Below are 20,435 nucleotides of genomic sequence, written 5' to 3' on the forward strand. Positions count from 1 at the left end.
GCCTTTAGAGGCGATGAGGCCGTCTCTTAACCACCGCGTGGTTGTGTGTCGTCGGCACCCTTCCCGACACCCATGCGAAGCGAGGGGATCATCGATGTCGAATGTTCTGGTGATAGGCGGCGGGCCGGGAGGTTCCCTCACAGCGATGCTGCTGGCTCGTGCCGGTATCGACGTCACATTGCTGGAACGGGAAACATTCCCCAGATATCACGTCGGTGAATCGCTCACCTCGTCCTGCCGCGTCATGATGGACATCGCCGGTGTCCTGGAGAAGGTGGACGCCGCCGGATTCACCAGTCGGCGGGGTGCTCTGCTGAGGTGGGGTGCCGAGGACTGGACGATCGACTGGGCGGAGCTCTTCGGCCCGGACGTGCGCGGCTGGCAGGTGGAGCGCGCAGAGTTCGACGAGCTCCTGCTGCGGCACGCGCAGGAGCAGGGTGTCGAGGTCGTCGAGGGCGCTCATGTCAAGAAGGTCGTCTTCGACGGTGACCGTCCGGTCGCCGCGGAGTGGGTGGACACGAAGCACGGCAACGCCCAGCGGGTGAGTGAGTTCGACTTCCTTGTCGACGCCTCCGGCCGTTCGGGAGTGCTCGCCGCACAGCACTTCCGGAATCGCCGCGCCCACGAGATCTTCCGCAACGTCGCGATCTGGGGATACTGGGACGGTGGCGAGCTGCTGAAGGGAACACCCCCGGGTGGCCTCAACGTCGTTTCCACGCCCGACGGCTGGTTCTGGGTCATCCCCCTGCGGGACGAAAAGTTCAGCGTGGGGTTCGTGACGCACAAGAACCGCTTCGGCGAGCGGCGCAAGGAATTCGCATCCGACGACGAGATGCTCCTGAGTCTTGTACAGGAATCCGAGACTGTACGCGGCCAATTGGCGGGAGCCGAATTCACCGGGCCCACGCGCGTCGAGCAGGACTACTCCTACGTGGCAGACAGCTTCTGCGGCCCTGGCTATTTCCTGGTCGGCGACGCCGCGTGTTTCCTCGACCCGCTGCTGTCGACAGGAGTGCATCTGGCGATGTACAGCGCGGTCCTCGCTGCCGCATCCGTGATCGGCGCCGACAGCGAACAGATCAGCGAGCGCGAAGCGATGGGGTTCTACGAGTCCCTGTTCCGCAACGCCTACGCCCGCCTCATCGTGTTGGTGTCGGGGGTCTACGAGCAGTACAAGGGCACGGAAAGCTACTTCTGGCTCGCTCAGCGCCTGGTCCGCGAGAAGGAGCGGTACGACCGCCCGAACGGAGCCTTCGCCGAGATCTCAGCGGGGCTGAGCGACCTCAGGGACGCGGCAGACCCGCGGGGCACGAACGCCATGCCGGAGCTGATCGAGGAGGCGGAACAGGCGCGTCAGCGCGCCGATGAGAAGGCTCCGGAGGGGCAGACCGCCAATCTCAACGCGCTCAGGATCGAGCCCAGCGATCTCTACGACGAAGCCTCGGGTCTGTACCTGGTCACGCACCCGGTCCTCGGTGTCAAACGTGCCCGCCCGGCGGACGCACCCGCCGGCGACCGTGCGGAGGCCGGCCGCTGATCCCGGACTTCCGGGAGTTCAAGGGCGCCGCCCCGCTGTCACCCCAACCACAAGAAGGAGAGCAAGCATGTCCACGCTGCCACCCGAGGTGATGAAGTGGATCTACGAGCAGAACCCGGACTTCGACGATATCGACCCCGACCTCGACCTGTTCGACACCCGGCTGGTCAACTCCCTCTCGCTGATCGAGTTCGTCGTCATCGTCGAACGGGCCAGCGGACAGGCCATCGACCGGCGACAGCTCAAAACGGAGGACTTCCAGACCCTGCGCACGATTCAGGAGAAGTTCTTCCAGGGGCCGGCAGAACCGGCCCCGGCAGCCGCGCCGGCCACGGTGACGGAAGTCGGCTGAAGCGTGCCCGCGGCCACAGTCAACGGAGTCCGGCTCGTCTACCGCGTTCAGGGTGAGGGAATCCCGGTACTCCTGATCGGGCCGGCCGCGTCACCGGCAGCCGTCTGGGACCGGTACCAGGTTCCGGATCTCGTACGGGCCGGATTTCAGGTCATCACCTTCGACCTCCGCGGGAGCGCACCCTCCGACGTCCCTCCGGGCCCCTACTCGCTCGACGACTTCGTCACTGACACGGCGGAGCTGATCCGCTGGCTGGGTATCGCCCCCTGCCTGGTGGCGGGAGTCTCGATCGGCGCGATGATCGCTCAGGACCTGGCCGTGGAACACCCCGGACTGGTCGGCGGGCTCGCGCTCCTGGCGACCCGGGGCCGGTCGGACGTATTCCGTGACAGGCTGGCACGGGGCTGCGCGGATGCCATGCGGGCCGGTGACGCAGTGCCCGTGGAGTTCTCGGCTGCGGCCACGATGAGCCAGTTGTTCGCCCCCGCGAGCCTGGCCGACGACAAGTTCGCAGCGGACTGGCTGACGACGCTGACCCTCTTCCCGCAGCGGGGGGAGGGGTTCGCGGCCCAATACGAGGCCACGGTAACGAGCGACCGGCTGCTGGGGCTGCGCGGCATCCGGTGCCCGTCGCTTGTTCTCGCGTTCGCTCACGACATCGTCATGCCACCCGCCATGGCGCGCGCGGTGGCCGATGCGATAGCGGACTGCCGCTTCGAACTGCTCGAAGGGTGCGGACACTTCGGGTTTCTCGAGCGCCCCGATGAGGTCAACCGCATCCTCGTCGACTTCTTCCGCGCCGTCGTATGACGGCGTTCATCAAGGAGGGTTCCATGGAACGCCTGAATTCGACGGCGGCCCACAGTCCCCGGGACACCCGCGTAGAACTGTGTCAACGCCGCCCGGGTGAGATGTACTTCGAGATGACCGCGATCCAGTCGGAACCGCCACGGCCGGGTGAAGTGACCGTTCAGGTGTTCGCCGCAGGCCTCAACTTCAGCGACGTACTGACGGCGATGGGCCTCTCCGCGGCGTACTACGACAACTCCCCGAAACCGGGAATGGAGTGCGCCGGCGTGGTCACCGCGGTCGGTCCGGGGGTGACGGCGTTCGAGGAGGGTGACCGGGTCGCGGCCGTCGTCGAGGGGGCCTTCGCGTCCGAGGTGAACGTGCCGACGACGTCGGTCATGTCCGTGCCTGACCACATGGATTTCGCGCAGGCCGCCACGGTGCCCGTCGCTTTCCTCACGGCCTGGTACGGCCTGGTCAGCATGGCCGGCCTCCAGCGCGGAGAGCGTCTCCTCATCCACTCCGCTACCGGCGGAGTGGGCTCGGCGGCGCTGGCGGTCGCGAGGTTGCGGGGAGCCGACGTGCTCGCGACTGCTGGAACTCCCGACAAACGAACGTATCTGCATGGGCAGGGCGTCCGGCATGTCATGGACTCCCGCAGCGCGGATTTCGGGGACGAGACACTCGCGGCCACCGGCGGTGAGGGCGTCGACGTCGTCCTCAACTCCCTCACCGGAGAGCTGTTGCGCCGCAGCCTGGAGCTGCTCCGGATCCGCGGCAGGTTCGTGGAGATCGGCAAGCGGGACATCATGGCCGACGCCGCCCTCGGCCTCGGTCCCTTCCGCAACAGCCTCAGCATGCACAGCGTGGACCTCAGGCTGCTGGTCGAACGCTGCCCGGATCTCATCGGCGAACTCCTGGGAGAGCTGGCGCCCTTGTTCGCTTCGGGAGAGCTGGCACCGTTGCCCTACACCCCGTTTCCGGTGGAGCAGGCCGACGGCGCGTTCCGGAAGATGATGGGTGCACGGCACATCGGGAAGATCGTGCTGACGTTCGCCTGACGGCACGGCAGCGCGGGCGGGCGACGCTCGGGCCCGAAGCGGCTCAGGCCGCTACGGCCGGCGCTGCAGCATGTTCATGATGGTCATCGTCAGCACCGTCTCGCCGTGCTGGTTGAGTACCTCCACGTCGGTGTGGACCAGGCCGCGGTCCGGCTTCGAACGGGAGAGCCGGGCGCGGGCGACCGTGGCCCGGACCGAAAGGGTGTCGCCCGGCCGCACCGGTCGCTGCCAGCGCATCTCGTCGACTCCCGGGGAAGCGAGCGACGCGACCTTGCTGAGGTAGTTGTCCGCGTAGAGGCGCATCATCACGGCCGCGGTGTGCCAGCCGCTCGCGATCAGACCCTCGAACGGTCCGGCCTGCGCCGCCGCGGGGTCCGTGTGGAAGCTCTGGGTGTCGAAACGTCCGGCGAATTCGAGGATGTCCTGCTCGGTGAGGGTAATGCTGCCGAATACGTGCACGGTGTCCGGCACGTAGTCCTCGAAGTAACGGTCCTCGATGGGGGCAGCGAAGTTGTCGGTGGCGGCCGGAGTGGTCGTCGTCATGGGTTCCCTCTCACGCGGAGTCACGGCTCGGTCAGGCTCTGTGGACGATTACGCGTACGGTAGCGGATCGCCGCATTCTCGAAGGCGGTGAGCGATCCGGGATTGGCCAAAGCGCCCCGGGCCACCAGGGATTCGGTGTCGGCGCCGGCGAGTATGTGCTTGACCGGCACCTCCAGTTTCTTGCCCGACAGCGTGCGGGGGACGGCCGGAACCTGGACGATGTGGTCCGGGACGTGATGCTCGGAGAGTGTGCTGCGCAGCGTATTGCTGATCCGTCGGCGCAGCCCCGCGTCGAGGGTGTGCTCCCCGCGCAGCTCGACGAAGAGCATCAGCTTGTCGGCGCCACTCTCCGCCCCCTCCACGTGGACGACGAGGGAGTCGGCGACTTCGTCGACCTCTTCCACAACGGCGTAGAACTCCGCGGTTCCCAGGCGCACGCCACCGCGCTTCAGAGTCGCGTCCGAGCGCCCGCTGATCACGCAGGTGCCCCGGTCGCTGACGCTGATCCAGTCGCCGTGGTGCCACACGCCGGCGAACCTGGCGAAGTACGCGGCGTGGCGCCGTGATCCGTCGGTGTCTCCCCACAGGGCGACAGGCATGCTGGGCATCGGCCGGGTCACCACGAGTTCCCCGGTGCGGCCGATGACGGACTTGCCGGCCGGGTCGTACGCCTCGACCTTCGCCCCCAGGCAGCGGCAGCTGATCTCACCCTCGACGACGGGCAGCAGCGGAACTCCGCCGACGAAGCCGGTGCACACGTCCGTGCCCCCCGACAAGGACGTCAGCATGGGGGAAGGCGCCCCGCTGTCGGCCGACGCCTCGTACACCCAGCGGAACCCTTCCGCCGGCAGGGGCGCGCCCGTCGAACCGATGCCCCGCAGGTGTGACAGGTCCAGGTCACGCCACGGAGCGATCCCGGCCCTTCGGCAGGCCATCAGATACGGAGCCGAGGTGCCGAAGTACGTCGCCCCGGAATCCGCGGCGAGGCGCCAGGGGGAAGCGAAGCCGGGGTACGTGGGGTTCCCGTCGAAGAGCACCAGCGCGCTGCCGACGGCGAGGCCGGAGACGAGGTAGTTCCACATCATCCAGCCCGTGGTGGTGATCCAGAGGAAGCGGTCCCCGGGGCCCAGGTCGTGATGCAGGGCCAGCATCTTCAGATGTTCCAGGAGGATGCCGCCGTGGCCGTGCACGATGGGCTTGGGCAGCCCGGTCGTCCCGGACGAGTACAGCACGTACAGCGGGTGGCCGAAGCCCACCTGCGCGAAGCCGAGTCCGCCCCGCTCGGCGAGCAGTTCGTCCCAGGTCACAGCGGCTTCGACGCTGGATCCCGCATAGGGCACGGACACGGTATGCGTCAGGCTCGGCAGCGCGGCGCGGATCGCCGCGACGTCCGCCGAGCGGTCGACGAGCCGGTCACCGGAGCGAAAGGCGGTTACGGTCACCAGGACCTTCGGGGCTATCTGACGCCAGCGGTCCTGCACGGAACGCGCGCCGAACTCCGGAGCGCACGAGGAGAAAACGGCGCCCAGGCTCGCGCAGGCCAGCAGGAGCACCAGGGCCTCGGGAATGTTCGGCAGATAGGCGGCGACCCGGTCCCCGCGCCCCACCCCGAGGCCGCGCAGTCCGTGCTGCGCCCGCGCGACCTGGTCACGGAGCTGGTCGGCGGTGAGCACGACGGGCTCCCGTGACTGCGAGTGCCCGAACACCATGGGAGTCGGTCCCGCGACGCCCGGCATGCTCAGGACACGCTCGGCGTAGTTGAGCCGCGCCCCGGGGAACCACTGGACGTCCGGCATGGCAGGCGCGTCGACGAACGCGGTGGCGGGGGTCTGCGGCGTGACCTCGAAGTACTCCCACAGGGACGACCAGAAGCCATCCAGGTCGGTCACGGACCATTGCCACAATTCTGGGTAGCCGTCGAAGCGGAGGCCGCGGTGGCGGTCCAGCCAGCGCACGTAGTCGCCGATGCGCGAGCGGTCGAGAATGTCATGGGGCGGGGACCACAGAGGGGTGTCGGAATTCATGTCGGTTTCACCTCGCGGAGTGAAGGGGCGGGTGGAGGCGGGATCAGCACGACGCAGCCGACATGGCCCTGTGCCGGCTCCAGGGGAATGTCGGCCCAGGCCGAGCCGCGACCGTGGTGGTCATCGGCTATGTCGCGCAGTCCGGCGCCGGTGGCCTTCACATAGGCCTCGCGTCGGGTCCAGGTGCGGTACCAGAGTGCGGTCCTGTCCGCGGTGCCGGCCGCGGACCAGCTCTCGTACTCGTCCCGGGAGAAGAAGCCCGCCGCGATCGAGGGGAAGTCCCGCTCCACCGACATTTGTTCGATGTCGACGCCCACCCGGCACCCCCGAGTCACGGCCAGGACCGTCAGCCGCCCGGAGTGCGAGAGGTTGAAGTCGAGCTCCGGAAACGGGGGATCGGCCAGGAACGGACGTCCTTCCTCTGTGGCCCCGAAGCGGATGTCCGATACCGGCGCCCGGACGTGGCGTGAGAGGACCCGTCTCGCCAGGGCGCGACCCGTCACGTATTGGGCACGCGCGGCGCCGGTGCCGATCCGGCCGGCCTGCGAGTGTTCGTCCGGGGTCAGTTCTGCCGTGTACGCCGCGAAACGTGCACTGCGCGGGAGGGGGGCACGTGCCGTCCACACCTGTACGGGATAGCCCAACGCGTGGTACTCGCCCAGCAGTTGTGTGTCGCGGCCTGTGGTAGCCATGGACGATCGCCTCGGTGTGGTGGTGCGTCGCGGGGGCGGGCGGCGTAGTGATGGACCGGGTGACAGCGGTGCACTCTAACGGCGTTCGCTTAAGCAGCACTTACCTGTCCCTCAAGCGGTGTCGGCCCAGGTGGCGCGCACTCTGGCCGCAACAAGGACGCACGCCGGGGCCGTTACCACCGAGAAGGTGACGACGGCGGTCAGCAGATCGGTGGCGGCGGCCAGGAAGCCGACGCCGATGACGGGCAGCCCGACGCCGAGGTAGGTGATCATGTAGAAGGCGGAGAGCACCTCGGCCCGGGAACTCCGCGGCGCCAGCTCGTTCACCCTGGCCAGCGCGGCCATGAAGGTGATGCCTTGTCCCGCCCCGCCGCACGCGGCGGCCGCGAGGAGTAACCAGAGCGAGCGGGTGCCCCCGGCGACGGCCAGCATCACCAGGCCGGCGGTGAGCAGGAGGAGACCCGTTGCAGGCGAGGTCACGGTGCCCCCGCGGGCCAGTGCGTACTGCATGCCCGCGGCGAACAGCAGGAACAAGCCCCCGGCCGTGCCGGACAGGAGAAGATCGTGGCGGTGCATGATCGCTGTGGCGTACGACGGGACCATGGCGAGGAAGAGCGCGACCACGGCCCATCCCAGAACGCTGACGGCGCACGCGAGTGCGAAGCGCCCCCGGAGTGTGGCCGGGATGCGGGGCAGCTGGAAGCGCCGGGCACCGGGGCGGGTCTGTCTCGGCAGCCTGGTGGTGGCCGCCATCGCGACGGCGAGCAACGCCAGTTCGAGGAGGTAGGTCAGACGCAGCGGTAGCGGTGCGTACTGTCCGAGGAACCCGGAGAGCACCGGGCCGATCCCGCCTCCACCAGTGATCATGACGGAGGCGAGCAGGGACGCCCGCGCCCGTTCTCCCGACGGTTCCGTCTCGACCAGGGCCACGGTGAGTGCGCCGGAGGCGGCGCCGACCGAGATGCCCTGCAGCGCCCGCGCAGCGAACAGCCAGGCGACGCCGTCGGCGAGGCAGAACAGGGCGGCCGCGGTCGCCGCGAGCACGACGGCGGTCACGGCGACACGGCGGTACCCGATGCGGTCGGTCAGAGCCCCGGCGAGCATGGCCGTGGGGATCAGTGCTCCCGCGTACACCGCGAAGACGAGGGTGACCACCAGTGGCGAGAACCCGAACTCGATCTGGTACCGGGCATACAGCGGGGTCGGCATGTTCGTGCCCACGGTCAGCACGAAGAGGATGTATGCGGCTGCCGCGAAGGGAAGGCGGCCTCGGTCCCCGGGATGGCCGGACCGTTCCACGGACCCCGGCCGCCCCGGGCGACGGCGCCCGGCGACGTTCACGCGGCGTACGCGGAGGACAGCGGCCGGCGGTGGTCGTCCAGCCACGGCTCCCGGGCGAGGATCGCGCGATGCAGGTTGCACAGCCGGTTACAGGGTTCCATGCCCAACTCGTCCTGGAGTGTCCGGCGAATCTGTTTGTACGCCTCCAGACACTCGGGGATTCGCCCGCTGCGGTAGAGCGCGATCATGAGACAGGCGTGCACGTTCTCCCACATGGGGTGTTCTTGCGCGAGACCGTAGAGCTCGCCGATGAGCTGACTGTGGCGGCCCAGCCGGAGTTCCAGGGTGAGTCTCTGCTCGCGCAGGGCGTTGCGCCGCTCGTCCAACTGCTGGGCGTAGCCCTCCAGAGCGGGGGTGGTGCGCACATCGGCGAGAGCGGTGCCCCGCCAGAGCCCCAGCGACTGGGAAAGCAGCTGGGTGGCATCCAGGATCCGCTCGTTGTCGATCGCCTGCTGGGCCTTGGCCACGCTTCTTTCCAAGAGGGTGAGGTCGAGCGAGTGGCCGTCGAGTCGCATGGTGTAGCCGGATGAGGTGGTGGTGATGAGGGTGGGACTCGCACCTGCTTGGGCGAACTGGCCACGCAGCTTGGAGACATAGACCTGAAGCGCGGTGGCCGCTGTGCGCGGGGGTGTCCCGGCCCACAAGGCGCTCACGAGACGCGCGGGGGAGACAACGTGGCCCGCATGCATGCAGAACAGGGCCAGTAATGACCGGATTTTGAGAGCCTGCGGGGTAACAGTCTCGCCGGTGTCGGTCTCCATATCTATCGGGCCCAGAACTCTAAACCTCATACGCACCCTCACCTTGATTTCCGAAGGGGTCATCCATGCCGAGGTGACGCGTTAGTGCGGCAAGCCAAAGGAATCATGAATGGAGGTATGGGTGGCGTCAAGCCCTTTAAAACCCGCATCGAGTGATCTGATCAACTGCGGCGAATGGGCCGTGATGTAAAATGACTTTCCCAACGTGTCCTTAATATGCCTTTGTCACGATATTTAGCTAAATACTTGAACAGGGATTCGGGGGCGCGCTCACGTGAAGATTCGGACAGATTTCCGGATTCGGGCACTGGTGCCCGCCGGTATCGCTAAATCCTGGTAAACGGATCCGGGTGGTTACTGCCGGGTTGTATAGCAGGAGCGGCGGCTGCGGTTAAGTAAGTCTTTAGCAAGGACCGTTCGCGTGAAGGCCGGGGGTGGGATGCCACAGGATGGTGACGGTGTGCGGCTTTTGGTGCTCGGAGGGGGTTCGGGTGGCCTTTCCGTACGGCATGACGGGCCGTGCGGGGTCCCCGAGTGGTTCGAACCTCGATTGAGTGCACCGGCGAAGAGCTGTCCGCTGTCTCTTTCGTTCTGCCGCATTCTTGGTCCATGAAATTTACCCTCGCGATGGGGCGGTCGGGTTTTCGGTGAAATAAATGCCGAAGTTCTCATCGGGGCCACTCTCGTGAAGCCTTCTGCTGTCCGGAGTGCAGGCGCAAGTTTCCTGCGGATGCAGCTCCGATTCTCCCCGCGCTGAGCGCTGTTGGGCTTGGTTGTGCTTATTCCTGTTTGGCGTCGGCTCGATCACGAGTTCGCAACAGGGCTGAGAAGGGCGGGAGGAATGGAGCAGTCATTTGATGGCGCATCGTCTGCCGGGAAGTGCTGTCGATCCTGGTTCTCGCTACGGTGATCATCGCCACGGCTGAAGTCGTCCTGCTCTGCCGGTGGACTCTGCCCCCGAGGGAGTGTGGTTTGCTCCCTCCGAACGGTTCCCCGGGCCAGGGCGACCGGACCGGCTCGTGTGGGACGGTGGCCGATGCCTGCCCACAACGCCGCTTGGCGGACGCCGAGTTACCGCGGTCGGGGAATTAAGTGGCCCTTTATGGACTGATGCTTTCCTGGGGTGCCACAGCGCCGCGATCCGGGGAGAAACCTTGTCCAACGAAGACTTCGCCGAGGCCGGACAGGCCGCCACGGGAGACGCGGGAGGCGAGCCGGACGAACGGCGTTGCGCCCTGGTGACCGGGGCGGCCCGGGGTATCGGCCGGAGTATCGCCCTCCGGCTCGCCGCGGACGGGTACGACGTCATCGGCTGCTACCGGTCCGAGAGCAAGGAGGCGCGCGCGACCCAGGAGGAGGTCGAATCTCTGGGTGTCCGCGCGCTGTTCACGGCATGCGACGTACGTGACCGCGACGCCGTCGAGGAGATGGTGGCCCGTGCCGAGAGCGAGCTGGGTCCCGTCACCGCGCTGGTGAACAACGCGGGCATCACCAGGAACGGCTCTATGCCGCTGCTGGCCGGTGAGTCCTGGGACGACGTCATCGACACCAATCTCACCGGCACGTGGAACGTGTGCCAGTCGGTGCTGTACCGCTTCCTGCGTCGTAAGTCCGGGGCCTGCGTCAACATCTCCTCCATCGTCGCCCTGAGCGGCTTCGTGACCATGAGTAACTACGCTGCCAGCAAGGCGGGCATCATCGGCATGAGCAAGTCGCTCGCGCGGGAAGTCGCGGCTCACGGTGTCCGGGTCAATGTCGTCGCTCCAGGAATCACCGAGACGCAGATGATGGAGGACATCCCCGCACCGATGCGCGAGAAGATACTGGAGCGCATCCCGCTCAAGCGGTTCGGGCGCCCTGAGGACACTGCCGAACTGGTCGCCTATCTCCTCTCGGACCGCGCGGCGTACATCACCGGGCAGGTGATACGGGTGGACGGCGGTGCGGCCCTGTGACGTCCTGCGCGACCATGGGCGACCGGCCCGGTCACGGGACACATGCAGTGTCACCGCCAGGCCTCGCGGTGGATCTCCGCTTCGTGCTCCACCACCCCGGTGGGCACGTCTCTCTCCAGCCGCATGGTCGTGGCCGGCCATGGTGGTTCGACCGGTGACTCCGTGCACGGCGCGGCGCCGTCGGCCAACGGGGGTGCGGCGCGCTCACGGTCCTGGTCCGAATCGCCGGGGAGGTTGCCGGCAGACGCGGTGATCGCCATTCGGCTGTGAGGGCGAACCGCTGTCCGCCGAGCGCCGGAGTGAAATCACCGGTGTCGTGCCGAGCGAGCACTTCGTGGGCGATTTGATCTGCCGACGCGTCCTCGGCCGCAGGTGTCCGGCGCAGCCAGCGCGCGTGATCACGGCCCCGCGTTCCGTCGGTGCCTCAAGGCCGGCTTTCAGCGAGGAGTTGACGATGTCCGCACCACAACCTTCCCTCATACCGCGGCCCGTACTGTTCTGGACGGGCGTGGCCCTCATCTGCGCCGGCGTCGCCGAACACTTGTGGATGTTCATCGATGCCGCGCCCATGCACTTCGACATGTCGACGATGGGTATGTCTCCGTTGATGTGGGCGGCGATGATCTTGATCGCTGTGGGCGTGGTGGCCGCCGGGCTCGCTCTGGTGCGTCCGGCCGGAACAGGTCACACCGTCGATCTCCCGCCGGCCCCACTGACCACGGCGAAGCGCCGCCGTCTGGTCGCTGTCCTGAGCTTCGCCCTGATGGTCGACCAGATGAAACCGGCGACTCTGGCCTTCGTCTCCCCGGGCATGCGCGACGAGTTCCATCTCAGTGCTTCTCAAGTCGCCTGGCTTCCCACAGTGGCGCTGACCGGCACCGTCGTCGGCTCCCTCGTGTGGGGCCGGGCCGCGGACCGTATCGGCCGCCGGGCCACCATCCTTATCGCATCCCTGCTCTTCCTCGGCACCACCGTGTGCGGCGCCATGCCGAGCTTCAGCGGCAACCTGATCATGTGCGCCATGATGGGAATGGCGGCCGGCGGCATGCTGCCCGTCGTCTACGCCCTGATGACCGAGAGCCTGCCACCCGGCAGGCGTGCGGCCATCATGGTGCTCCAGGCCGGACTGACCACCACCGGCGGCTACATGGCCGCATCGGGGCTGGCGGCACTGCTCGTACCGCTGGCCGGCTGGCGGATGCTGTGGTTCGCCCAGCTCCCGCTGGTGCTGATGCTGATCGCGTTGAACCGGTGGATCCCCGAATCAGCGGCCTTCACCGCGGGTATGACCCGGCCCGAGCGTGTCCCGGCCTCCGCCCTGTTCCAACGGCCGCACATGGCCAGGACGCTGGTCGTCAGTGCATACGCACTGGCCTGGGGACTGGTCTACTGGGGCTTCATCATCTTCCTGCCCGGTCTGCTGGCGGCATCCGGCAACCACGGCATGTCCGCCGCCACGCTGCTGTTCATCTCGTCCCTGCTGTCCATTCCCACCTGCGCGGCGGCGGCCTGGCTGTACACGCGCTGGTCGGCCAAGGGCACCATGGTGGTCTACGGAGCCCTCACCGTCACAGCCCTCCTTGCCCTGGCCGGCATCGGAACGAACGGCAGCCGCCCCCTCATCCTGACTGCCGTGATGTTGCTGTTCGCCGGCAGCGCCGGTGTCATCGCACTGCTCGGGCCGTACACGGCCGAGGTCTATCCCACGGCCATCCGGGGTACCGCGGGCGGGTGGGCCGCGGCCGTCGGTAAATCCGGCGGAGCTTTTGGACCGCCCCTGATCGCCCTGCTGCTCTCGGGACCGGGTGGCATGCGCACGGCCGCGGTGTTCGTCGCCATTCCCATGGCCGTGGCCGCGACCGCCGTCGCGGCCCGCGGGACCAACCCGCAGAAGGCGCACGTCCCCCACGGCAGCACTCCTCTGGAGACCGAGCTCGACGCCCTCCTGCACAGCGAACCCCTCCCTGCCCCGGAGAAGTGAGTTCGCCCCTGTGGCACGGCTCCCGCTACTTGCTGTCGCGCGGCGTTGAATCGGCGGACGCCGGTTGCCTGGGGAGGCGTGGTCCGATGGGCTGCCGGGTCCGGGCGTACCGGGGCATCGAGCAGCACATCCTGGGCACCTGCCGGGGCCTGGGCCTCGGCATCACCGCCTGCGGGGCCCTGTCCCACGGCCTGCTCACGGGCCCACGCACCTTCGGCCGGCGGCGACCCGTAAACCGGTGACCACGAAACGCGCCAGAACCGATCAGGATCGCGAGCTGACAGCGACCTGCGGGGTGCTGGCCGCCGAACGCAGCAGTGTCGGCGCCGGACGGGTCGGCGCAGGCCGCCTTCGACGTCACCCCGGCCCTTCTCACCACCCGCCCCATGCCCCACATGGCAGACCGAGGGCGTCGAAGCCCGGCTCAACGGTGAGTGCGCTCTGCTGACCGATGGCCCGCCGCCCGCCGGAACCCGACCGGTTCCCGGCGGTGCCCGGCCCGTCGCGGCTGCCCCAGCCGCGCAGCACGGCCCGCCCCCGGCGCACCGCGGCGTCCGGGCGGCCCCGGCCGGGCCGACGAGCGCATTGCTCTGTTCGGCCGCACACTGAGGAGCAGTGCAGGACAGATGGCCCCTACTATCTCCGTGAGGGTTCCATGGTGTTCATAGCCGTATGTCTCCCCGCCGTGATGATGCTGCTGATGCTCGGGATGGACGCTTTCGAGAACTTCATCTCCCGACCGCCCGCTGCGTCGCCGGAAGCCGGGAAGGATCTCCCGGCGCAGCAGCCGCTGGACTGACATCCTGATCCGTGGCACGCGGCTGAAGCAGGCCGAGCGCTCACTGATCGGCCCCGAATGCGAACTGCCGCAGTGATCGGCCGATGCGGACCTTTGTGCGTCGTGCGTGCCGGTCAGGGATTCCGTGCCAGCAGTCGCTGGCGGGCTCCCCGCGCTCGTTCGCCCACAGACCCCAGCAACGACCAGACGGTCGCCTGGTTGGCGCTGATCACCGGCTTGCCGAGGCGTTCCTCGATAAGGGGGATCGCATCGTAGGTGGGCAGCGCGGTGCAGCTGACGAACAGGGCGTCGGCCTCGGGGCGGTCCCCGCGGGCAACGGCGCCCAGCACCTGCCGCTCGTCCACGGCGTAGACATCCTCGACCGTGGCGAGGCCCAGCGCCGTGAGCGCCACGACGTCGAAGCCGGACGCCTCCAGGTACGCGGTCAGCAAACGATCGACCGGGTCCAGGTAGGGGTGGATGACGGCGATACGGCGGGCGCCGACGGCGTGGAGAGCGTCGATGACGGCGCCGCTGGTCGTCAGCGCCCGCCTGGCACCGTGTTCCACCATTCCCGCCCGCAACGCCCGCTCACCGTCCACACCGTCGACGAAGGTGCAGGCGGTGCACAAGTACGCGACGGCCTGCGCCCCGCGTGCGACGAGCTCGTGGACCGGTTTGGCGGCCATGCCCGGCCTGCCGAGACGGGAGACGAGCTCCAGATTGTCCCGGTAGGCGACCTCCTCGGTGTACGCCACCGTGCACGCCACGCCCGGCGGGATCCAGCGGCGCAGCTCCTCCTGGAGCGTGAAGTCGTAGGAGGCGACCACGCCGACATGTCGCCCTGTCGCAGTACCGTGATCATCCCGACTGGGGTCTCGCTGGTCCATGCCGGCGAGGTTAGACCCCTTCGGTGCTCCGGCACCTGGACCCGTGTCAGGTGTTGATGGGCCCGGAGCTGTCGCGCAGGGCGCCTGCCGTACGCCGGTCGAGAGCACCGAGGATTTCGGCACAGATGGCGAGCGCTGTTTCCGCCGGGGTACGCGCACCCAGGTCAAGGCCGATCGGCCCGTGAATGGGTCGCAGGCTGTCTTCCGTGAAGCCCGCCTCGAGGAGGTCGGTGGTGCGCCTGCTCTGGGTGCGGCGGGAGCCGAGGGCGCCGATGTAGGGGATGCCCAGGCTGAGTGCGGTGCGCATGGCGGGGATGTCGAGATCCGGCTCGTGGCTGAGGACGATCAGACAAGCGCTGCGACGACGGTCGGCCAGGACGCGCTGGGCGTCCTCGTCGTGGTGAGCCACGTCGGCGTGCCAGCCCAGGAGGTGAGCCTGGGCGCAGAGGAGTTCGGCGAGTTCACCCCCTCCGACGATGACCAGGTGCGGAATGGCAGCAAAGGCCTCGATCAGGACGAGCCCGGCATCGGTGTAATGCGTCTCGCGGCCGGCGCGGTGGCGGGCGAGCAGCCGCCGGGCCTGTCCGGCCGCCTGTGCCGGCGCTGCGGCGTCCGGCTGATCGAGGGCGACGACGGTGCTGGCCGCTTCGGTCTGCTGGTCGTCGAGGCGGGTGAGCAGGGCGACCCCGCCACCGTCGTCGAGCCGTTCCCACCAGTGAGCGGGAATGGAGTTCAGGGGCTGGAGAAGGACTTCGGCCTGTCCGCCGCAGGTGAGGCCGGCCTGTTTCGCCTCGTTGTCATGGACGGACACCTGGCACACGTGCGCCGTGTGGCCCGGGGCGAGGGCCGCGGCCTCGGCCGCCAGATGGGTGTCGAACAACCCCTGGTACAGCGTGCCTTCGCAATGCCCGTCGCTGTCGATGAGGACGGCGTCGGCCGGACGGCGGGGGCCGAAGCCCTGCTCGGTGATCGGCCGCGCCAGCACAGCCGACCGGCCTTCGGTGATCCACCGCTGTGCGGTGTCCGCCAGTTCACGCATGTCCTGGCCCTCCCCTTCCGTGCCGTGTCGGCACCGGTGAACAGCATGGCCGGCGCAAAGTGCCCCGGGCCGGCAGTTTAGGGCAGGCACCCCCGGGGCCGGCCAGAGTGCCCGGGTGCGACGGGAGGGGTGATGGTGGGCGACCGGACCGGGGCGCTGGCGCCCGTGCGGGGGTGGCCCCGCCGAGGAGGAGCGCGGCCACCCGTTCCGGCGTCGCTGTGTGCTCAGCTTTCGGCGGTTGCGGGGTTCACCGCGTACGAGTGGGCACCCGTTCCGGCGAGCGCGCCGCCGGCGACGATCAGGTACTCGTCACGGATGGGGATCCCGTCGAACCAGGACTCCAGGATCTCGCGGGTGCCGGTGGCGTAGCGGGCCTGCGCCGAGAGCGAGGATCCCGAGATGTGCGGGGTCATCCCGTGGTGCGGCATGCTGCGCCACGGGTGATCGGCGGGGGCGGGCTGCGGGTACCAGACGTCGCCCGCGTATCCGGCCAGCCGGCCGCTCTCCAGCGCGTGCTGGACGGCCTCCTGGTCGACGATCTTCGCGCGGGCGGTGTTGATGAGGTAGGTGCCGCGCTTCATGGTGGCGAGCAGTTTCTCGTCGAACAGGTGCTCCGTCTCCGTGTGGAGGGGGGCATTGATGGTGACGACGTCGCAGTGCGGGACCATGTCGGCCGCCGACTCGTGGAAGACCAGGCCCAGTTCCTCCTCGATGGCGGAGGGCAGCCGGCGCCGGTCGGTGTAGTGCAGCTTTACGTCGAAGGGTGCGAGGCGGCGCAGCACGGCGATGCCGATGCGGCCGGCGGCGACGGTACCGACGTGCATGCCCTCCAGATCGTAGGAGCGGGCGACGCAGTCGGCGACGTTCCAGCCGCCGTCGAGCACCACCCGGTGGGACGGAAAGTAGTTGCGCACCAGGGAGAGCGTCATCATGACGACGTGCTCGGCGACGCTGATGCTGTTGCTGTACGTGACCTCCGCGACGGTGACACCGTGCGTGATGGCCGCCTCCAGATCGACGTGATCGGAGCCGATACCCGCGGTGACGGCGAGCTTGAGGTTCTTGGCGGCGGTGATGCGTTCGGCGGTGAGGTAGGCGGGCCAGAACGGCTGGGAGATGACGACGTCCGCGTCCACGAGCTCACGGTCGAAGACCGAGCCGTCGCCCTCCTTGTCGGATGTGACCACGAGCGTGTGGCCGCGGCTCTCCAGGAAGGCGCGCAGACCGAGCTCGCCGGAGACGCTGCCGAGGAGGTGTCCGGGGGTGAAGCCGACACCCCGCGAGGCCGGCGCGGACTGTCCGTCGGGGTAGGACTCGATGCGCGGCAGCCCGTCACGGGCGTAGGCGGTGGGGTATCCGTCGGTGGGGTCGTCGTACAGAACGCAGAGCACCTTGGCCATGGTCACGGCTCCTCGTCGGGGAGGGCGGACGTGCGGGAATGCCCTCACGGTCCGCTCCGTGCGGGCCGTGGTCAAAGTGAACTCTTCTATCCGCGGTAAGCCCCGGACTATGAGGCCAGGTGGGTGTGGAGCAGCGTGTCCAGCGCGTCGCGCACCCCCGCCTCCCGGGCCACCGTCAACAGGGCCCGGATCATGACAGGTTGGGGGTCCTGGGCGACAAAGGCCAGGCCGACACGCGGTCCCCGTGCGGGTCCGGCCAGGCGCACCACACGCAGGCCTGACGGGCTGCCGAACATGTGCAGCCACGCATGAGAGATAACGCTGGACCACCGGCCGGTATTCAGGTGCGCGTACAGGCCGGCCACGGTGTCCGACTCGATGGCCGGGGCCGCCGCCGAGCCGTCGGCGGCGAAGTTCTCATCCAGGATCCGGCGGTTGCGCATACGCGGTGAGAGAAGGCACAGCGGCAGCGAGGCCGCCTGCGCCCAGCGCACTTCGGTGCTCCCGGCATACGGCCCGTCGGCCGGGGTGAGCAGGACGTACCGCTCCTCGTAGAGCGGGAGCCGTCGCATGTCACGCAGCAGTTCGTCGTCGAGATAGGTCAGCGCCGCGTCGATCTCGAAGGCGGCCAGCCGGCGGCTGATGTCACGTGAGGACAGCGATTCCAGACTCACCTTCGCAGCTGGGTGGCGCTCGCAGAACGGTGCGGTGAGCAGTGAGGTGACGGTCAGGGCGGTCGGGATGGCGCCCAGCCGGAGTGTGCCGGTCAACTCGCCGTTCAGCGAGGCAAGTTGCTGGCGCAGCGCGTCACGTTCGGCAAGTACGCGGTGCGCCCAGGCCAGCACGTGCTCCCCCTCCGGGGTCAGGCCCTGGAAGCGGGCCCCGCGCCGGATGACGGGCACCCCGAGCTCGGTCTCCAGTTTGCGGATCCCCGCCGACAGCGACGGCTGGGAGACGAAGCAGGTGGCGGCGGCCCGCGCGAAGTGCCGTTCGCGGGCAAGCGCCACCAGGTACTCCAGCTGTCGCAGCACTGTTCCCCCCGAGGCGTTGGGGCCTGTTGGCCGGTGTCTCGTCCACCTCTGCCACTCCGTCGGCACTGTCGATGGCACATGAGACTGCGGCCAACCGCAAGGGGTACCGCACCCCGTATGCCGAGGGCCTCGCACCCAGCCGGGTGCGAGGCCCTCGAACCGTCGTGCGGCGGGGGCTGGTCAGAGCGCGGCGAGCGAGATCTCGGTCGACTTGATCAGCGCGACGACGGACGAGCCGGCGGCCAGCTTCAGGTCGGTGACAGCGTCCTTGGTGATGGCGGCGGTCAGTTCGCCGCCCTCCACGGACACCTTCACCGACGCCATGGCACCACCGGTGGCGACGTCGGTGATGGTGCCGGGGATTTGGTTGCGGATGGACAGGCCCTCCACCGGACCCGTCGCCAGGGACACCTCGGTGGACTTCACGAGGATCCGTACTGAGGAGTCCTCGGCGAGCCCGAGCTCCTTGACGGCCTCCAGCGTGATGGCGGCAGTGATCACCTGGCCGCCGGAGAGGCGCACCTTCACGGTTGCCATGACCTCGCCCGCGGTGACGGAGGTGACGGTGCCGACGATCTGGTTGCGGATGCTCAGGCTCATGACGGAGTACCTCACATAGGTGTTTGGCGGGGTTTGTCAGGCTGTGTGCCTGCCGTGAATCACACGCTAATGCCCTGAAACGGGCTCCGTGTGCAGGGCATCGCATACGCCAGCGAGTGGCCCCGTACGCCTGGCAGATGGGGCGGCCCCGAAGGTCACGAGATTTCCGGGACCTCCTCCTTGGCGTCATCGGGGTATTCCGGCCCCTGATTTCGCATCTGCTTCAGGTAACGGCGTGATCTTCTGGATTGCAGATAAGAGCTTTATGTTCCTAATGTGGTGCATATGCAGCTATACACCATTGGTCAGACTGCTCGCCTGCTGGGAGTCAGCCCGGACACGGCTCGTCGCTGGGCGGACGCCGGGAAGATCTCCACGCACCGGGAGGAATCCGGGCGTCGTCTGATCGAGGGGCGTGACCTGGCGGCCTTCGCTGTCGAACTGGGCCGGGGCGCTGTCGCCGAGGACGAGAACGCGCACACCTCGGTCCGCAACGCCTTCCCGGGCATCGTCACCGCCATCAAGCTCGGCGACGTCGCCGCCCAGGTGGAGATCCAGGCCGGTCCGCACCGGCTGGTCTCGCTGCTGACCCGGGAGGCCGCCGAGGAGCTGGAACTGGAAGTCGGCATGCAGGCCACCGCCCGCGTGAAGTCCACCAACGTCCACATCGACCGCGCCTGACCGGAAGCAGGGGCCGCCCCTGGCGGCCGCCGTGCGCGCACCCCCGCACCAGCGGGGCGTGCGACCAGCCCGTGACGAAGGAGCCGTACCCGCCCATGTCACTCACCTTCACCCCGCGCCGCGTCGCAGCAGGCGCCGTGACCGCTGCCGTCCTCGTCCCCGTCCTCGCCGCCTGTGGAGGCAGTGACAGCAGGAGCGACTCCACCACGGGGTCCAGCTCCTCCTCCTCCGCATCTCCCTCCGCTGCGCCGAAGGCCAACCTGACAGTGCTGGCCGCCGCCTCCCTGACCGACGTCTTCAAGACGGCCGGCGCCACGTACGAGAAGGAACACCCGGGCACAGAGGTTAACTTCTCGTTCGCCGGTTCCCAGGAGCTGGCCGCACAGGTCAAGCAGGGTGCCCCCGCGGACGTCCTGGTCACCGCCGACACCAAGACGATGGACGGCCTGAAGTCCGACACCACCGGCGCTCCGGCCGTCATCGCCAAGAACCGTCTGGTCATCGCGACCGGCAAGGGCAACCCGAAGAAGGTCAAGGACCTCAAGGACCTGACCAAGAGTGATCTCAAGGTCGTCCTGGCCGCCCCCGAGGTCCCGGTGGGCCGGTACAGCAAGGAGGTCCTGGACAAGCAGCACCTCACCGTGAAGCCCGTCTCCCAGGAGCCCAACGTCCGCGCTGTCCTGTCCAAGGTGGAACTCGGGGAGGCGGACGCGGGCATCGTCTACAAGACCGACGCGGAATCGGCCAAGGGCAAGGTCGGTACGGTCACCATCCCCGACGACCAGAACGCGATCGCGTCCTACCCCGCCGCCGCGCTCAAGGACTCCAAGCACAGCCAGGCCGCCGCCGCATTCGTGAAGTGGCTCTCCACCCCCGAAGCCCAGAAGCTCCTCCGCCAGGCCGGCTTCCAGCAGCCGTGACCTCCGGCGCACAGGGGCCGTCCGGACACCCGGACGGCCCCTCACGCGTCATCTTGTCCC

General features: G+C 68.4%; 20 protein-coding genes. 9 read left to right on the plus strand and 11 right to left on the minus strand.

Annotation, left to right across the window (positions count from 1 at the left end):
* Positions 1–94: 94 nt before the first annotated feature.
* The 4 genes from OG584_RS32800 to OG584_RS32815 all read left to right on the plus strand — a co-directional run bounded on the left by OG584_RS32800 (position 95) and on the right by OG584_RS32815 (position 3,739).
* A complete protein-coding gene (locus tag OG584_RS32800; protein ID WP_405783294.1) occupies positions 95–1,537 on the plus strand; it encodes an NAD(P)/FAD-dependent oxidoreductase in 1,443 nt (480 codons plus the stop codon).
* Positions 1,538–1,604: 67 nt separating this feature from the next.
* Positions 1,605–1,889 (plus strand): acyl carrier protein, encoded by a 285-nt coding sequence (locus tag OG584_RS32805; protein ID WP_405783295.1) that lies wholly within the window; start codon positions 1,605–1,607, stop codon positions 1,887–1,889.
* Positions 1,890–1,892: 3 nt separating this feature from the next.
* Positions 1,893–2,699 (plus strand): alpha/beta fold hydrolase, encoded by an 807-nt coding sequence (locus OG584_RS32810; RefSeq protein WP_405783296.1) that lies wholly within the window; start codon positions 1,893–1,895, stop codon positions 2,697–2,699.
* Positions 2,700–2,722: 23 nt separating this feature from the next.
* The gene (locus tag OG584_RS32815) at positions 2,723–3,739 is read left to right on the plus strand and encodes a zinc-binding dehydrogenase (RefSeq protein WP_405783297.1); all 1,017 of its coding nucleotides are present in this window, start codon (positions 2,723–2,725) and stop codon (positions 3,737–3,739) included.
* Between the two features lie 51 nt (positions 3,740–3,790).
* Here the strand turns inward: OG584_RS32815 and OG584_RS32820 are convergent, their stop codons facing one another.
* The 5 genes from OG584_RS32820 to OG584_RS32840 form a co-directional block, all read right to left on the minus strand.
* On the minus strand, positions 3,791–4,282 hold the full coding sequence (locus OG584_RS32820) for a MaoC family dehydratase (protein WP_405783299.1): 492 nt from the start codon (positions 4,280–4,282) through the stop codon (positions 3,791–3,793).
* 20 nt (positions 4,283–4,302) lie between these two features.
* On the minus strand, positions 4,303–6,306 hold the full coding sequence (locus OG584_RS32825) for an acetoacetate--CoA ligase (protein ID WP_405783300.1): 2,004 nt from the start codon (positions 6,304–6,306) through the stop codon (positions 4,303–4,305).
* Positions 6,303–6,998: a 4'-phosphopantetheinyl transferase family protein gene (locus tag OG584_RS32830; RefSeq protein ID WP_405783301.1), complete on the minus strand. Its 696-nt coding sequence runs from the start codon at positions 6,996–6,998 to the stop codon at positions 6,303–6,305. The genes OG584_RS32825 and OG584_RS32830 overlap by 4 nt, the downstream gene beginning before the upstream one ends.
* A gap of 111 nt (positions 6,999–7,109) precedes the next feature.
* Positions 7,110–8,228 carry an MFS transporter gene (locus OG584_RS32835; protein ID WP_405783303.1) on the minus strand — a complete coding sequence of 373 codons (1,119 nt, stop codon included), beginning with the start codon at positions 8,226–8,228 and terminating at the stop codon, positions 7,110–7,112.
* A gap of 107 nt (positions 8,229–8,335) precedes the next feature.
* The gene (locus OG584_RS32840) at positions 8,336–9,130 is read right to left on the minus strand and encodes a BTAD domain-containing putative transcriptional regulator (RefSeq protein WP_405783304.1); all 795 of its coding nucleotides are present in this window, start codon (positions 9,128–9,130) and stop codon (positions 8,336–8,338) included.
* A 1,124-nt stretch (positions 9,131–10,254) separates the two neighbouring features.
* Between OG584_RS32840 and fabG the strand changes: the two genes are divergently transcribed.
* A complete protein-coding gene (fabG, locus tag OG584_RS32845) occupies positions 10,255–11,055 on the plus strand; it encodes a 3-oxoacyl-ACP reductase FabG (RefSeq protein ID WP_405783306.1) in 801 nt (266 codons plus the stop codon).
* A 50-nt stretch (positions 11,056–11,105) separates the two neighbouring features.
* Here the strand turns inward: fabG and OG584_RS32850 are convergent, their stop codons facing one another.
* Positions 11,106–11,315 carry a hypothetical protein gene (locus tag OG584_RS32850; RefSeq protein WP_405783308.1) on the minus strand — a complete coding sequence of 70 codons (210 nt, stop codon included), beginning with the start codon at positions 11,313–11,315 and terminating at the stop codon, positions 11,106–11,108.
* A gap of 194 nt (positions 11,316–11,509) precedes the next feature.
* Between OG584_RS32850 and OG584_RS32855 the strand changes: the two genes are divergently transcribed.
* Both OG584_RS32855 and OG584_RS32860 read left to right on the plus strand, forming a co-directional pair.
* Positions 11,510–13,036 (plus strand): MFS transporter, encoded by a 1,527-nt coding sequence (locus tag OG584_RS32855; RefSeq protein WP_405783309.1) that lies wholly within the window; start codon positions 11,510–11,512, stop codon positions 13,034–13,036.
* 655 nt (positions 13,037–13,691) lie between these two features.
* Positions 13,692–13,835 carry a hypothetical protein gene (locus OG584_RS32860; RefSeq protein ID WP_405783311.1) on the plus strand — a complete coding sequence of 48 codons (144 nt, stop codon included), beginning with the start codon at positions 13,692–13,694 and terminating at the stop codon, positions 13,833–13,835.
* 113 nt (positions 13,836–13,948) lie between these two features.
* Here the strand turns inward: OG584_RS32860 and OG584_RS32865 are convergent, their stop codons facing one another.
* The 5 genes from OG584_RS32865 to OG584_RS32885 all read right to left on the minus strand — a co-directional run bounded on the left by OG584_RS32865 (position 13,949) and on the right by OG584_RS32885 (position 18,774).
* Positions 13,949–14,704, minus strand: a complete 756-nt coding sequence (locus OG584_RS32865; protein ID WP_405783312.1) for an Asp/Glu racemase — start codon at positions 14,702–14,704, stop codon at positions 13,949–13,951.
* Between the two features lie 46 nt (positions 14,705–14,750).
* A complete protein-coding gene (locus OG584_RS32870; protein WP_405783314.1) occupies positions 14,751–15,743 on the minus strand; it encodes an XdhC family protein in 993 nt (330 codons plus the stop codon).
* A 224-nt stretch (positions 15,744–15,967) separates the two neighbouring features.
* Entirely contained in the window at positions 15,968–17,143 is a 1,176-nt protein-coding gene (locus tag OG584_RS32875; RefSeq protein WP_405783316.1) for an NAD-dependent formate dehydrogenase, read from the minus strand.
* Between the two features lie 107 nt (positions 17,144–17,250).
* Complete coding sequence (locus OG584_RS32880) at positions 17,251–18,174, minus strand: LysR substrate-binding domain-containing protein (RefSeq protein ID WP_405783318.1); 924 nt, start codon at positions 18,172–18,174, stop codon at positions 17,251–17,253.
* Between the two features lie 180 nt (positions 18,175–18,354).
* A complete protein-coding gene (locus OG584_RS32885) occupies positions 18,355–18,774 on the minus strand; it encodes a molybdopterin-binding protein (RefSeq protein WP_405783319.1) in 420 nt (139 codons plus the stop codon).
* Between the two features lie 285 nt (positions 18,775–19,059).
* Here OG584_RS32885 and OG584_RS32890 point away from each other — a divergent pair, with 285 nt between their 5' ends.
* Positions 19,060–19,455, plus strand: a complete 396-nt coding sequence (locus OG584_RS32890) for a molybdopterin-binding protein (RefSeq protein ID WP_405783321.1) — start codon at positions 19,060–19,062, stop codon at positions 19,453–19,455.
* A 95-nt stretch (positions 19,456–19,550) separates the two neighbouring features.
* On the plus strand, positions 19,551–20,375 hold the full coding sequence (modA, locus tag OG584_RS32895; RefSeq protein WP_405783323.1) for a molybdate ABC transporter substrate-binding protein: 825 nt from the start codon (positions 19,551–19,553) through the stop codon (positions 20,373–20,375).
* Positions 20,376–20,435 lie beyond the last annotated feature (60 nt).

The organism is Streptomyces sp. NBC_00859 (assembly GCF_045161865.1).
Lineage (GTDB): Bacteria > Actinomycetota > Actinomycetes > Streptomycetales > Streptomycetaceae > Streptomyces.

What these genes read in the sequence shown, in the direction of transcription:
- OG584_RS32800 (WP_405783294.1), top strand. Translation starts at nt 95, where the DNA reads ATGTCGAATGTTCTGGTGATAGGCGGCGGGCCGGGAGGTTCCCTCACA.
- OG584_RS32825 (WP_405783300.1), bottom strand. Translation starts at nt 6,306, where the DNA reads ATGAATTCCGACACCCCTCTGTGGTCCCCGCCCCATGACATTCTCGAC.
- OG584_RS32840 (WP_405783304.1), bottom strand. Translation starts at nt 9,130, where the DNA reads ATGAGGTTTAGAGTTCTGGGCCCGATAGATATGGAGACCGACACCGGC.
- OG584_RS32820 (WP_405783299.1), bottom strand. Translation starts at nt 4,282, where the DNA reads ATGACGACGACCACTCCGGCCGCCACCGACAACTTCGCTGCCCCCATC.
- OG584_RS32830 (WP_405783301.1), bottom strand. Translation starts at nt 6,998, where the DNA reads ATGGCTACCACAGGCCGCGACACACAACTGCTGGGCGAGTACCACGCG.
- modA (WP_405783323.1), top strand. Translation starts at nt 19,551, where the DNA reads ATGTCACTCACCTTCACCCCGCGCCGCGTCGCAGCAGGCGCCGTGACC.
- OG584_RS32890 (WP_405783321.1), top strand. Translation starts at nt 19,060, where the DNA reads ATGCAGCTATACACCATTGGTCAGACTGCTCGCCTGCTGGGAGTCAGC.
- OG584_RS32815 (WP_405783297.1), top strand. Translation starts at nt 2,723, where the DNA reads ATGGAACGCCTGAATTCGACGGCGGCCCACAGTCCCCGGGACACCCGC.
- OG584_RS32855 (WP_405783309.1), top strand. Translation starts at nt 11,510, where the DNA reads ATGTCCGCACCACAACCTTCCCTCATACCGCGGCCCGTACTGTTCTGG.
- OG584_RS32870 (WP_405783314.1), bottom strand. Translation starts at nt 15,743, where the DNA reads ATGCGTGAACTGGCGGACACCGCACAGCGGTGGATCACCGAAGGCCGG.
- OG584_RS32865 (WP_405783312.1), bottom strand. Translation starts at nt 14,704, where the DNA reads ATGGACCAGCGAGACCCCAGTCGGGATGATCACGGTACTGCGACAGGG.
- OG584_RS32885 (WP_405783319.1), bottom strand. Translation starts at nt 18,774, where the DNA reads ATGAGCCTGAGCATCCGCAACCAGATCGTCGGCACCGTCACCTCCGTC.
- OG584_RS32805 (WP_405783295.1), top strand. Translation starts at nt 1,605, where the DNA reads ATGTCCACGCTGCCACCCGAGGTGATGAAGTGGATCTACGAGCAGAAC.
- OG584_RS32860 (WP_405783311.1), top strand. Translation starts at nt 13,692, where the DNA reads ATGGTGTTCATAGCCGTATGTCTCCCCGCCGTGATGATGCTGCTGATG.
- OG584_RS32875 (WP_405783316.1), bottom strand. Translation starts at nt 17,143, where the DNA reads ATGGCCAAGGTGCTCTGCGTTCTGTACGACGACCCCACCGACGGATAC.
- OG584_RS32850 (WP_405783308.1), bottom strand. Translation starts at nt 11,315, where the DNA reads ATGGCGATCACCGCGTCTGCCGGCAACCTCCCCGGCGATTCGGACCAG.